Origin of the sequence: Gilvimarinus agarilyticus, assembly GCF_000832015.1 — a bacterium.
Lineage (GTDB): Bacteria > Pseudomonadota > Gammaproteobacteria > Pseudomonadales > Cellvibrionaceae > Gilvimarinus > Gilvimarinus agarilyticus.
In genome coordinates this window covers 2,860,583-2,873,593 of sequence record NZ_JXCJ01000001.1, presented here as the reverse complement: position 1 = coordinate 2,873,593, position 13,011 = coordinate 2,860,583, and the positions used below count along the sequence as shown (strand labels likewise).

Annotated in this window: 9 protein-coding genes; 6 read left to right on the top strand and 3 right to left on the bottom strand. The window is 54.1% G+C overall.

All coding sequences use genetic code 11. The features are described from left to right. The first annotated feature begins 84 nt into the window (after window positions 1-84). The 3 genes from SD69_RS12400 to SD69_RS12390 all read left to right on the top strand — a co-directional run bounded on the left by SD69_RS12400 (window position 85) and on the right by SD69_RS12390 (window position 3,108). A complete protein-coding gene (locus SD69_RS12400) occupies window positions 85-1,896 on the top strand; it encodes a bifunctional diguanylate cyclase/phosphodiesterase (protein ID WP_084591564.1) in 1,812 nt (603 codons plus the stop codon). A gap of 61 nt (window positions 1,897-1,957) precedes the next feature. Then, entirely contained in the window at window positions 1,958-2,827 is an 870-nt protein-coding gene (locus SD69_RS12395; RefSeq protein WP_041523472.1) for an FHA domain-containing protein, read from the top strand. 41 nt (window positions 2,828-2,868) lie between these two features. Next, window positions 2,869-3,108 (top strand): glutaredoxin family protein, encoded by a 240-nt coding sequence (locus SD69_RS12390; RefSeq protein ID WP_041523471.1) that lies wholly within the window; start codon window positions 2,869-2,871, stop codon window positions 3,106-3,108. Between the two features lie 5 nt (window positions 3,109-3,113). Here the strand turns inward: SD69_RS12390 and SD69_RS12385 are convergent, their stop codons facing one another. Beyond that, window positions 3,114-4,346: an EAL and HDOD domain-containing protein gene (locus tag SD69_RS12385; RefSeq protein ID WP_041523470.1), complete on the bottom strand. Its 1,233-nt coding sequence runs from the start codon at window positions 4,344-4,346 to the stop codon at window positions 3,114-3,116. A 235-nt stretch (window positions 4,347-4,581) separates the two neighbouring features. Further along, the gene (locus tag SD69_RS12380) at window positions 4,582-6,582 is read right to left on the bottom strand and encodes a transglycosylase SLT domain-containing protein (protein ID WP_232301191.1); all 2,001 of its coding nucleotides are present in this window, start codon (window positions 6,580-6,582) and stop codon (window positions 4,582-4,584) included. Window positions 6,583-6,927: 345 nt separating this feature from the next. Here SD69_RS12380 and SD69_RS12375 point away from each other — a divergent pair, with 345 nt between their 5' ends. Continuing rightward, window positions 6,928-8,874, top strand: coding sequence for an ATP-binding cassette domain-containing protein (locus SD69_RS12375; protein WP_041523469.1), 1,947 nt, complete (start codon window positions 6,928-6,930; stop codon window positions 8,872-8,874). Between the two features lie 41 nt (window positions 8,875-8,915). Here the strand turns inward: SD69_RS12375 and SD69_RS12370 are convergent, their stop codons facing one another. Continuing rightward, window positions 8,916-9,359 carry a universal stress protein gene (locus tag SD69_RS12370; RefSeq protein ID WP_041523468.1) on the bottom strand — a complete coding sequence of 148 codons (444 nt, stop codon included), beginning with the start codon at window positions 9,357-9,359 and terminating at the stop codon, window positions 8,916-8,918. Window positions 9,360-9,450: 91 nt separating this feature from the next. On the opposite strand from SD69_RS12370, the gene SD69_RS18160 reads away from it, so the two are divergent. Both SD69_RS18160 and topA read left to right on the top strand, forming a co-directional pair. Next, window positions 9,451-9,909: a hypothetical protein gene (locus tag SD69_RS18160; RefSeq protein ID WP_157471673.1), complete on the top strand. Its 459-nt coding sequence runs from the start codon at window positions 9,451-9,453 to the stop codon at window positions 9,907-9,909. Window positions 9,910-10,365: 456 nt separating this feature from the next. Next, on the top strand, window positions 10,366-12,990 hold the full coding sequence (gene topA / locus SD69_RS12360) for a type I DNA topoisomerase (RefSeq protein WP_041523467.1): 2,625 nt from the start codon (window positions 10,366-10,368) through the stop codon (window positions 12,988-12,990). Window positions 12,991-13,011: the final 21 nt, after the last annotated feature.

Sequence of the window (13,011 nt, the reverse complement as noted above, 5' to 3'; positions counted from 1 at the left end):
ATTCTAGCCTGCTCGGCGGTTTGGCTCAATTGTCGGCGGGTGAGTTGTCACATATTTGTCATCTGCCGTGCCGATAATGCCGCAATGCAAAATCCGCCAACGTCATCATCGCCACTGAGTACTTTATCCGGCAGCTTGTCTCGGGCTGAAGCGCTGTTGCACTCTATTATTGCGGGCAAACAGCTCAGAGTCGTGTTCCAGCCGATCATCAATATAAATAGTCACAGTATTATCGGCTATGAGGCGCTGGCGCGAGGTCCGCAGGGCAGCGCGCTGGAGCGCCCCGATCAGCTGTTTAGCGTGGCCGCCGAGCTGGGTGCGCTGGCGCGTTTAGAGTATGCCTGTCGTGAGGTGGCTTGCCAAAACTTTGTAAAACAGCAGCTACCGGGCAAATTATTTTTAAACATGTCGCCTTTGTCGTTTACCGACAGTCACTACCGCGATGGTGTGACTTTGGCGATTCTACGGCGGCTCAATTTAAGTCCCGAGCGCGTCGTGTTTGAACTCACCGAAAAACAACCCATGGAAGATTGCGACTTACTGCGCGATGCCTGCGAGCACTTTCAGCGTCAGGGTTTTGCAGTGGCCATTGATGACTTAGGCGCGGGTTACGCCGGGCTGCGGATCTGGAGCGAGATCAACCCCGACTACGTCAAAATCGATCGGCACTTTATTAGCGGGGTGGAGTGCAGTGCGGTAAAGCGTGAATTTGTGCGGTTTATGCTGGATATTGCCCAGCGAATTGGCAACAAGGTGATCGCCGAGGGGATTGAAACCGAGCAAGAATTTACCACCTTGGCGGCACTCGGCGTGGAATATATGCAGGGCTTTTATCTGGCCCGGCCCGCAAGCCAGCCGCCGCTCGATGTGCCATCTCATATCGCAATTGCACCCACAGCGCCGCGCTCGCACGACCCTTTCCGCCAAACTCTGCGGGAGGTGACTGTTTATGAGGCGGCTATTAGCCCTGGTTTACCTGCGGCCGATGTGGTGAACATGCTGCGTGCCGACGTGCGCATAAGCAGTTTACCGGTGGTTGATGACAATGCGGCCCCCGTGGGTATGATCAGTCGTGCCGAGTTGCTAAATACGTTTTCCTGGCGCTACTCCTACGAGCTTCATGCCAATAAGCCTATCGCCGAGTTTATTAGTCCGCGCACGCTAACGATGGATATTGATGCTGAGCTGCACGCGGCCGGACGGCTCGTGACTGAAGATCCGGCACAAAACTTAAGTGTGGATATTCTGGTGCAAGAGCAGGGCCGCTATGTGGGCGTTGTTAAGGTCCGCCGCCTATTGCGTAGCATTGCCGATGAAAAGCTGCGCGCCGCGCGTCACTCCAACCCCTTGTCTGGATTGCCGGGTAATGTCCCTCTTTACGAATGGATTGACCGGTTACTGGGGCAGCGCGCTGACTTTGTCGTTGCCTACTGTGATATTAATCACTTTAAGCCCTTTAACGATGCCTTTGGTTACAGCTGTGGCGATGATGTCATCATAATGCTCGGGCAATTGCTGTGCGATGCAGTAGATCCGGCCTGTGACTTTGTTGGCCACGTGGGTGGCGATGACTTTGTCGTGGTGCTGCAAAGCTCCGATTGGCGAGAGCGCTGTCAGCGCTTACTCGAGAGCTTTGCATTAGAGGTTGAGCAGCGCTTGAGTGCCGCGCAGCGTGATTATTGGACGCCTGACCGCGAGGGCCGGCGGCGGCGCTACGGCCCGCTGACGTTGGCTATTGGCTGTGTGCACCCCGACCCGAGCCGAAATATGACCCACCACCATGTTGCTGTGATGTTAGCCGATGCCAAGCACCGGGCCAAAGAGCTGGGTGGATCACAGTTATTTGTTTCGCGTCGACGGGTGCCGGCGACGGTGCTGGGCAGTGACACGGCTTGAAAACTTTTTGCCTGTGTAGCATTATCGAAACCCCTTGATAAGCAGGCAAAAGGATCTATGAATGCTGAAAATCCGCTTTAAAAATAAAAAATACAGTGCGGTATGGCTTGTAGAGCCCAGTGTATTGATCGGTCGTGATAAGTCGAGCCAGCTGGTTGTCAGTGCCCCGAATGTCGCGGGCCATCACTTAAAAATCAATGTAAATCACGAGCAATTAGAGTTGGTGAATCTGGTGCCTGACAGCGAGGTGCTACTGAATGGCACGGCGGTCAAAGGGCCACGCCCGCTGAAACCACGCGATACTATCGTGTTAGCGGGTATTGAGCTTGAGGTCATCGACCCTAAAGCCGACCCGATTGAGGCTTCCGAGGAGGTGGTCGTTAAAACCGGCACCACAAATCCTCGCGTGCCAAAATCCACCGGTTGGGCGCTTAAATCCAACCATTCAGCCCTTAAAAATAGGGTGTTCCCCTTGCGACAGGCCAACACAGTTGGTCGCTCCAGTGAGTGTGATATCTCGCTGGCGGCCGCGCATTTGTCTCGCCGGCACGCCGAACTCAATATTGTTGACGGCGTGCTGTACGTAAAAGATTTAGGGTCTGCCAACGGCACTTTTGTTAACGGCCGCCAGGTAACCGAAGCGCGCGTTAAACGTGGTGATGAGCTGCGTTTTGATACGTTAAGCTTTGGAGTGATCGGCCCGGCCGACGATATGTCACAGACGACTGTGCGCCAGCCAGGTAAGCCGCCACTTAACCCTGGCAAAAGCAGGCCACGCCCAGTGCGCACTGCCCCGGCAACAGCATCGCTAAAAGCATCTAGCGAGGCCTCGGTAAAAGAAACCAAGCCTCGCTATGGGGCGGCAGGGCTGTTAGTACTAGCGGGACTTACGGCAATCGTTGTCGTAGCGTTATATGTAACCCGGGGCTAAGCGCGACTCATTCGGGCTTGTCCACACTACCCATTAGGTTTATGACTCAATCCATTATTTTATTCACGACCGCTGGTTGCCACTTGTGCGATGAAGCAAGCGCACTGTTGTCTGAGTGTGCTTCTGTGCGGGTGAATAAAGTGGATATTGCGATAGACGATGCACTGATTGAGCGTTATGGGGTGCATATTCCGGTTTTGCGCGCCGCCGACGGGCGAGAGTTGCGGTGGCCGTTTGATGCCCGGCAGCTTCGGCATTGGCTGCAAGGTGACGTGGAATGAGCCTTTTAATTGGCCTCGGCGTGCAGCGTCAGCATGGTTTCATCGACCCAGGCAAGCGTCTGTAAATACAGAGCCGTTAATGTATGTGGGTCTAGTTGCTGTTCGGCCAAAAACGCCCAGTCAATGTCTTGCCACTGACCATGCTCATAATGAATCACCGCTTTAAGCACTTGTCCTTCGGTACCGGTTTGATCGAGCAGGGCGTTACGCAGTGCCGGACTTAATTGGATATCTTCAAGCACTTTGGGTAAGGGGGCATCCATAAAGGCCCCCAAGGTTGACAGTAAGCCCGCCGTAAAAAAGGTGTCGCACTGAGTGTGAGGCCGGGTCTGGCTGGCAACTAACTCACACAGTTTGGCTCGTGTAAGCGCTTTTACCGACAGCTCGGCCGGCTTGTCACCGAGTTTTGCCATCGCCAGTAAACCAATCCAGTTGCGTATGATTTTCAACCCGAGCAAGGTTAGGGCCTGACGCAGTGATTCGATAGTGCGCGGCAACGCAAAAGCGGCTGAGTTGACAAGCCTAAGCAGTTTGTAGCTTAGGACTGGGTCGCGGGCAATAATGGTTTCGATGTCTTCGAACGCGGCATTAGGGTCGTTGAGCCGGGCCAGTAATTGCAGCACGGCTTGCTTGCTCTCGTTGAGCCGCTGGCCTTTTAATACCTGAGGCTTTTCTAAAAAATACCCCTGAAACAAGTCGCAACCCAATTCACGACAGTGCTCAAGCATTGCGAAAGTTTCGATTTTTTCGGCAATTATTTGCACGCCTAAGGGTTTTAAGTAATTGACGTGTTCGATCAATTGGCGATCGTTAAGGGCTAATACATCGAGCTTAATGATGTCGGCATAGGGGATGAGAGCGGCGCTTTCTTTGGTTAAGACAAAGTCATCAAGGGCGATCGAAAATCCGTCTTCGCGCAATCTTTTTAAATGGTGCAATAAGTTTGCATTGATGACTTCGCTTTCCAGCACTTCAATAACAAGCTGAGACGTATCAAACGGAAAGCGGGTTTCCATCAGTGCGGCGGTAAAATTGATAAAGGCGCGGTGGTGACCCACGACTTTTTCGATGGAGAGCTCGGCAAATGTGTTGAGCAAAACCTGAGTGCTGGCAGAGTTACCATCGGTAAACTGGGCGCGATTTTCATGGTCGGCGCGATACAGTAGCTCGTAGGCCACAACGTCCATAGTGCGATTGAAAATAGGTTGCCGTGCCAGCAGCGGAAGTTCTTGGGGCATTAATACGACCGTATAGTCAGTGGTGCCTTGTTTTAGCGTTTAGCTGTGCCACTCCATTGTGGCTTTGCTGCGCAGCGACTCTTCAAGCTCGTTATTGTTTTTCACTCGCCATTGCAGAGTGCCCGGCCAGCCAATTCTCTACAAATTCTATTGTAAGGCAAATTGACGGTCTTTGGCATATAAAATTGTATTTACCACTGAGGTGCCCGGTGCTAGAGCACCGGGGCGCGCAGCCCTATAGTGAACTGCGCGCTTCGCTAGGCGTGATAAAGGGTTTTTCTTCGCCAAGACGATAACCGTAAATAACCGAATACGACAATACGTTTTGCACGTAGCCGCGGGTTTCTCGGTAGGGGATGGTTTCGATCCACACATCATAGGGCAGGCTGGTGCTTTTGCTTTTACTCAGCCATTGTTTAACGCGGTTGGGGCCTGCGTTATAGGCGGCCGCGGCGAGAATGCGGTTACCATCAAATTGGTTCAGCAGTTGGTTCAGGTAGCGCCCGCCCAAAGCGATATTGGTGGCCGGCTCCAGTAGATCGTAGGTCGAGAAACTCATGCCCGAGCGATGCGCTGTTTGTTTGGCGGTAGAGGGCAGCAGCTGCATCAAGCCCAGTGCGCCTGCCGAAGAGCGGGCATCGGCGGTAAACGCGCTTTCCTGTCGGGCGATGGCAAACAGGAGATGTGGCGCGACCGACAGATCTTTGGCCGTGGTATTCACGTGTTCTTGATAGGCCAGCGGGAAGCGCAGCTCCAGATCATCCCAGTAGCGCACCTGAATCATGGCCTGGATTCCGTTGCGGTGCCAGCCCCAGCTCTCGGCTAACTTACCGGCAGCGATGATTTGTCTCTCATCCAGCTGTTTGGTGGTGTGATACCACTCGCGGCGGGCATCCAGAGCCTTGCCTAAAATAAACAGCTCGCGGGCGCGCTGCACGCCACCAATAGCGGACACCTGATCACGGGTTACGGTGTCTACCGAAACGGGCTTATCCACCAGCTCGTAAGGAATGTTTAAGTGGTCGGCGGACAAAAAGCCATAAAAGCTGCGGGTTTGGGCCACCTGCTGATAGAGCGCCTTAATTTGCTCGGCACTGCCGCCGGTGTTTTCCAGCGCCCGTGCTTGCCAGTAACGCCAGCGCTCGGAGGCGCGGGCCTCGCTGGGCAGCATAGCGATCCATTTATTAACACGATGCCAGTCCAGGTTGCGCAAGGCGTCGCGAACCAACCATTCAGCGAGGTCTTCTGAGCTTAACGCCGGAGTCGCTTTAATCAGAGCTTCGGTTTCACTGGTGTGCCCTTGGCGCAATAGGCGCACGGCAATGTAGCGTTGAGTTTCCAGGCGGGCATTGTCGTCAAACAGTTGTTGCGCGTCGTAGCGTTGCCACAGTGAATGGGCGAGCTCGGCGTCGCGTAGTGAAAGGCGCTGCAGGCCATGCAGAATAATCTGCTGCATATCGGTACTTTGTTTGCCAAAACGTGACATGTCGCGCAATACACGCGGGTTGCCGTCTACTTCCTCGTAGAGCTCGGCAAGCCTTCTTTTTTGCGGCGACATCTTTTTAGCAGCGTAACGCGCGAGCGAACTCTGGCGGGCGTCCATGGCCTTTACAAATCGCTGCCAGGCGATGGCGTCGGTCATGCCGCCAAGGTCCATCCAGTTGGCAAACAGTGGGTCGCAGGCTTTGGGTTGAGAATGGCCCACGGACCATAGCTCTGGAACCTCTTTATAGGCGCTTTGATCACCTTCTATGATCCGGCCGCGAAGGTAATAACAGGTGAGTTCGGTGGTGGCGTTGTCAGCTCGGTACTGTGTTACCACATCGGCCCATTTACCTTGCTGAGCTAACTTTTCGACCCAGCGGCGATTGAGTTTATCGGCCAGATACGAGCGCGGATAATCGCGCTCGAAGTCGGCGATCTCCTCGGCGGGCAAGGTGGAAAAGCGGCGGTTGATGTAGTTGTACTCTAGGTACGGCTTAAGCGGGTAGTGCTCAAGCTCGGCAAGCAACTCGCGATACTCGGTATAGCGGCCACTGCGAATGGCCTGCTGCGCCTCGTTGTAGAGTTTACGCTGCTCGGTCTTATCGGCAATGGAGGGCGGCGGCGCAATACTGGTTGGGGCGGCCTGAGCCTGTGTCAGGCCGAGCAAAAGCCCCAGAGCAGCGGCTCCGGCTAAGCGACCGGCTCTGCGCGTGCCGGTGTAGGTAGTCATAGCAGATCGCAATAACCGCATTACGGTACCTCTTAAATTAAATCGCTGCGATTGAGACCATCCTGTGGCTGGGTTTGTGGCAACATCCGTTGCCGGGCGGCGATGACGCTGTAAGTCCGCTCCGTCGCCTACGATCCCCCAACAAGGCTTACGATTGATGTTCGATCGTTTATTATTATGTTGTTTTCACCGACAGAAGCCTGTCTGTCGGTGCCTTTTACAGGTATCATGCTGCCACTTTTTTGATCTCGATTGCAACTATTTCTGTTCTTATTCCCAACGTTAACGACTTTTCGTAAGAGTTTGTTTTTTAGCTATAAGTTGCAATGAGCGACACCCACTCAATACACAGGTAATGGAACCTATATGGCACTGCTTACAGTAGATGGCGCCCAGTTGAATTACGGCCTACAAATTCTGCTCGATAAGGTGGACTTTGTCGTCGAGCGAGGACAGCGCTGGTGCCTTATTGGACGCAACGGCGCGGGTAAATCGAGCTTTCTTAAGGTGCTGGCAGGCGAGGTCACCCTAGACGGGGGAAGTGTTAAGGTGGACCGCGGTGTGCGTGTTGCGCGTTTGGCGCAAGACCTTCCCGAAGCCGATGGCCGCAGCGTATTCGATGTGGTGGCCGAAGGTTTACCCGGAGTTGGTCAGTTGTTGGCGCGTTACTACCAGTTAACCGAGGGGACCGGACAGCTTGCCGAAGGGGCCGATAGCGCCGCTTCAGAGGCCTGGGTCGAAGAGCTAACACGTATTCAGGGCAAATTAGAGGCACTGGATGGTTGGGCGCTGCAGCAAAAGGTCGATGCCATTTTAACCCGTCTTGAGCTAACGGGCAGCGCCCCGATGGCCTCTTTATCGGGCGGTTGGCGTCGTCGCGTCGCTCTGGCGCAGGCGTTAGTGGTAGAGCCCGATATCCTACTGATGGACGAGCCGACCAACCATTTGGATATTGCCGCGATCGAGTGGCTGGAGAAGGAACTTAAGGCTTTTACCGGCGCGCTGATTTTTATTACCCACGATCGCGCCTTGTTGCGCAGTGTTGCCACTCATATCGCCGAACTCGATCGGGGGCATCTGCGCACCTGGTCGGGCAACTACCAGAGCTACCTTGAGTACCGCGAGCGAGCGCTGGCCGAAGAGGCGCGGCACAACGAGCTGTTTGATAAGAAACTGGCGCAAGAAGAGGTGTGGATTCGCCAGGGAATCAAAGCGCGCCGCACCCGCAACGAGGGCCGCGTGCGCGCCCTAAAAGATATGCGTGAGGAGCGCCGCGCGCGCCGTGAACAGCAAGGTAATGCCACCTTCGATTTAGGTAAGGCGGGGCTGTCGGGCAAGCTGGTGGCAGAGCTCGATAATGTTAGCTTCCGCTATGGTGAGCGCACAATTATTGACGCCTTCTCTACGCGGATTATTCGCGGTGATCGGATCGGATTGGTGGGGCCTAATGGGGCGGGCAAAAGTACGTTGCTCAAGTTGGTTCTGGGTGAGCTAAGCCCCGACAGCGGCAAGGTTAAGCTCGGCACCAATTTAAGTGTGGCGTACTTTGATCAGTTGCGCGATCAGCTCGACTTAGACAAAAGTGCCGTCGATAACGTCTCTGAGGGCCGGGACAGTATTGAGATCAATGGTAAATCTAAGCATGTTATATCTTATTTAAGCGACTTTCTGTTTTCGGGGGAGCGCGCCCGAACGCCGGTACGAGCGTTGTCCGGTGGCGAACGCAATCGGGTACTACTGGCAAAGTTATTTAGTAAAAGCGCCAATATTTTGGTGCTCGATGAGCCGACCAACGACCTCGACGTAGAGACTTTGGAGCTGCTGGAAGAGGTGCTGGGGCAGTTTAACGGCACAGTGCTGTTGGTCAGCCACGACCGGGCATTTTTGAATAACCTGGTGAGCAGTGTGTTTGCCTTTGAGGGGCACGGCCAGGTGCGTGAGTACATTGGTGGTTATGATGACTGGCTCCGTCAGGGCGGCCGATGGGTGGAGCCCGGCGCGGCTGCTGGCGGTGCACCATCGCCAGAACCGGCAGAGGCAAGGCCGGCCGGGTCAGCCCCCGAGCCTGCCGCTCCTGCAGTTAAGGCCAAAAAGCTATCCTATAAGTTGCAGCGAGAGTTTGATGCACTGCCGCAAAAGATAGAAAAACTCGAAGCCGAGATCGAGCGGTTGCAATTGCAAATGGCCGAGCCTGATTTTTATAGCTTGCCCGCCGAGCAGGTTGATGAGCACTTAAAGCAAGTGGCTGAGGTACAGCAGCAGCTAGACGATTGTTTTGAGCGCTGGGCTGAGCTTGAAGATATGGGGGCCTAAACCCCGCGCCCATTGGTGTGTTTGAGCGCGGGAGGGGCTTACTACTCTTCTTGGCGCTCTACCCGAATGGCCAGCACATCGCAGCTGGCACCGTGCAGAACGCTATTACAGGTAGAGCCCAACAAGAGCGCAAAGCCTTTGCGGCCATGACTGCCTACAGCGATTAAATCGGCGTTTATTTGCTTTGCCAGATGATGCAGTTCGGTGGCGGGCTGCCCGACCAGCACGTGCTCTTGCTCAATCGGGCAGTCGGCATTTTTAATTAAGCGAAGCAGCTCTTGCTCGGCTTTGATTTGCAGCTGGTCCTGAACCTCGGATAAATCAATCGGCATATCGCCGCCGTAAGCAAACGTTAACGGTTCGATGACGTGGGCAACGGACAGCCTGGCGCCGCAGGCCTGGGCCAAAATCGCGGCTTTGTGCAGGATGTCCGGGCACTCCGGGGTTAGATCCAGGCCCACCAGTATATGTTGATATGAAGTCATATAGGCTCCTTGCGGCTGCGCTTGCGTCTGACCCCCTAAGCATGGATGATTTCCCCAAATTTCGCCAGTGAGTAATTTTATGAGCGCTACTGTGATCATATTGATCGTACTTGTGGTTGCTATGGTGGTCGGGCCGGTGGCCATGATGCAGCCAAACAGCGGTCAGCGCCGGCGCGAGCACCTGCGTCAGTATGCCCGTGAGTCAGGCCTGACAGTGCGGCTGTTACCTCCGCCACAACAAGCGACAGACTCCGCTGCGCCATCTGCCATGCCGGTGTATTCATTGGTTACAGGCACGACACAACCGTCGTGGTCGCTAATGCGAACATCCTATGAACATGAGAGTCATGTTCAGGGGTGGTGGCAGTTTCTCGGCTCCAAACCGACTGATCTGCATCGCACAAACATCGAAGCCGTGCTGGAGGAGTTGCCAGACGGGGTTGTCGGCTTGCGCTCGGGCGCGAGGCAGGTGGATATCTTTTGGCGGGAAAATGGTGAAGAGCAGGCTATCGATCAGTTGCTCAGCTGTTTAAAAAAACTCTCCGTCTGAAGGTGAGCGGCGATGTCACAGCACCATGGGTTGGCTCAAGGCCGCATTGCAAGGGCTGAAAACCGCGAGTGCCCAGTGCGCTACCAAATTAAATTTCGTTTTTTTCGATTTATTTTACGAAGGTTTTATGCGGCGCTTAGCCGGGGCTTTTGGTGTATACCAAGAATTTTGAAAATGTATAGTAAAAACAATCACCTATAGTAATCGTTGACGCTGCTCAGCAGTGCGTTGTCGAACTTGAAATTAACTCCTGGGGACTGTAATTAGTAGCGCGAATAGTCGGTTGCGCGATGGATCCATGCTTGACCGGCGTGCGCACAGGACTTATATATGCCCACCTTGATGGCGTCGTTCGCACTTATCCTGCACCGATAAAGTGCGACCGCGCCCCGTACACAAGTTGCCACTGGGCTGGGTACACAGTTGCCGATGTAACAAAAGGAAAGAAGAGCGCTTATGGGTAAATCGTTGGTTATTGTAGAGTCACCTGCAAAAGCGAAGACCATTAATAAATATCTGGGCCGCGACTATATTGTGAAGTCCAGTGTTGGTCATATCCGTGATTTGCCTACCAGTGGCAGCGGCAAAAAAGTCGACCCCAAGGAGCGCGCTAAACAAGCAGCCATCACCCGAAAGATGTCGCCCGAGCAAAAAGCGCGTCATAAAGCCGAGAAAAGCCAGCAGCAATTGATCAGCCGGATGGGGATAGACCCGACCCACGATTGGGCGGCTCATTACGAAATATTGCCCGGTAAAGAGAAGGTTGTGGCGGAGCTAAAACAGCTGGCTGCCGACGCCGACACTATCTATCTCGCAACGGATTTGGATCGCGAAGGAGAGGCCATTGCCTGGCATTTACGCGAGGCGATTGGCGGCGACGACGAGCGCTACCGCCGCGTGGTGTTTAACGAGATTACCAAATCGGCGATTCAAAATGCCTTTGAAAAGCCCGGCCCGATTGATATTGATCGCGTGAATGCTCAGCAGGCTCGTCGGTTTCTTGATCGGGTGGTGGGCTATATGGTGTCGCCGTTGTTGTGGGCGAAAATAGCCCGCGGTTTGTCCGCCGGGCGAGTGCAATCGGTAGCGGTAAAGCTGGTGGTCGAGCGCGAGCGTGAAATTCGCGCCTTTGTACCCGAGGAGTACTGGAATCTATTTGCCGATTTAGTGGCAAAAGGCGGAGACCAGATTCGCTTTGAAGTTAAAAAACAGGCCGGTAAAGCGTTTAAGCCCAACAACGAAGCGGATGCGATGGCTGCCGTCGCCAAGCTTAAAGATGCCAGCTTTGCTGTCGCCCAGCGCGAAGACAAGCCGACCCAATCGAAGCCTTCGGCGCCGTTTATTACCTCGACGCTGCAGCAAGCGGCCAGTACCCGATTGGGTTTTGGCGTTAAAAAGACCATGATGCTGGCGCAGCGTTTGTACGAGGCGGGCTACATCACCTACATGCGTACCGACTCGACCAACCTGAGCAAAGAGGCAGTAGAGTCCTGTCGCGACTATGTGCAAGAAACCTACGGTGAGCGCTATTTGCCATCGAGCCCCAATAGCTACTCGAGCAAAGAGGGCGCGCAAGAAGCGCACGAGGCGATACGTCCCTCCAGTGTCACAGTGCTTACTGCCCACTTAAAAGGTATGGAGCGTGATGCCGAGCGCTTGTACACGTTAATTTGGTCGCAGTTTGTGGCCTGCCAAATGAGCAACGCCGAGTACACCAGTACATCGATTACGGTTGAGGCCGGTGATTTTGAGTTGCGCACCCGCGGCCGGGTGATTCGTTTTGATGGTTTTACCCGGGTAATGCCACAAATCAGCAAAAAAGACGAAGACGTGGTCTTGCCGGAAGTCAGTGTGGGCGATCAGCTGCCGTTAGAAAAACTCGATCCGTCACAGCACTTTACCAAGCCACCGGCGCGCTTCTCTGAGGCGAGCTTAGTAAAAGAGCTTGAAAAGCAGGGTATTGGCCGACCTTCGACCTACGCCTCGATTATCTCAACTATCCAGGATCGCGGCTATGTGCGCCTCGAAAACCGCCGTTTTTACGCCGAAAAAATGGGCGATATTGTTACCGAACGTTTGAGCGAGAGCTTCTCGGATTTAATGAGTTACAGCTTCACCGCCAATATGGAGCAGTCGCTGGATGTGGTGGCCGAAGGCGGTAAAAATTGGCGTGTGTTACTCGATGAGTTCTACGCTGATTTTATCGGCCAATTGCAAAAAGCTCAGAGTGAAGAGTCGGGTGGTATGCGCCACAATGATCCGACTAACACCGACATAGAATGTGAGAAGTGTGGTCGCGATATGCAGATCCGCACCGGCTCGACCGGTGTATTTTTGGGTTGCTCGGGTTACGGCTTGCCTCCCAAAGAGCGTTGCAAGCACACCATGAACCTGGTTTCGGGGGACGAGGCGGTCGATGTCGAGGCCGATGAAGAGGCCGAGTCGCGACAGTTACGCTCTAAGCGGCGCTGCAAAATTTGTAACACCGCTATGGATAATTATCTGCTGGACGAAAAACGCAAATTGCATATCTGCGGTAATAACCCAGACTGTCCGGGTTACGAGGTGGAGCTGGGCACCTTCAAGCTCAAAGGTTATGAAGGTCCAACCTTGGAGTGCGACAAGTGCGGCAGTGAGATGCAGCTAAAAACAGGTCGCTTTGGCAAGTACTTTGGCTGTACCAACGACGACTGCAAAAACACCCGCAAGCTGCTTAAAAGTGGCGAGGCGGCACCACCGAAGATGGACCCAGTGCCGATGCCGGAACTCGCCTGTGAAAAAGTCGATGACACTTATGTGTTGCGCGACGGTGCGTCCGGTCTCTTTTTGGCGGCGAGCGGCTTTCCTAAAAACCGCGAGACACGCGCTCCTTTGGTGGCAGAGATTCTGCCGCACAAAAAGGAGATCGACCCAAAATATACGTTTTTGTTCTCGGCGCCTGTGGCAGATCCGGATGGGGTGCCGACGGTGATTCGATTCTCTCGTAAAACTAAGGAGCAGTACGTGCAGTCTGAAGTTGACGGTAAAGCAAGCGGCTGGAAGGCGTTTTATCAGGGTGGCAAATGGGTGCCAAATAAGTAAGCTGCAGCACTAGGAGAAGGG

Coding starts and splice junctions, on each gene's coding strand:
- SD69_RS12400 (WP_084591564.1), top strand. CDS start 85: ATGCAAAATCCGCCAACGTCATCATCGCCACTGAGTACTTTATCCGGC.
- SD69_RS12395 (WP_041523472.1), top strand. CDS start 1,958: ATGCTGAAAATCCGCTTTAAAAATAAAAAATACAGTGCGGTATGGCTT.
- SD69_RS12390 (WP_041523471.1), top strand. CDS start 2,869: ATGACTCAATCCATTATTTTATTCACGACCGCTGGTTGCCACTTGTGC.
- SD69_RS12385 (WP_041523470.1), bottom strand. CDS start 4,346: ATGCCCCAAGAACTTCCGCTGCTGGCACGGCAACCTATTTTCAATCGC.
- SD69_RS12380 (WP_232301191.1), bottom strand. CDS start 6,582: ATGCGGTTATTGCGATCTGCTATGACTACCTACACCGGCACGCGCAGA.
- SD69_RS12375 (WP_041523469.1), top strand. CDS start 6,928: ATGGCACTGCTTACAGTAGATGGCGCCCAGTTGAATTACGGCCTACAA.
- SD69_RS12370 (WP_041523468.1), bottom strand. CDS start 9,359: ATGACTTCATATCAACATATACTGGTGGGCCTGGATCTAACCCCGGAG.
- topA (WP_041523467.1), top strand. CDS start 10,366: ATGGGTAAATCGTTGGTTATTGTAGAGTCACCTGCAAAAGCGAAGACC.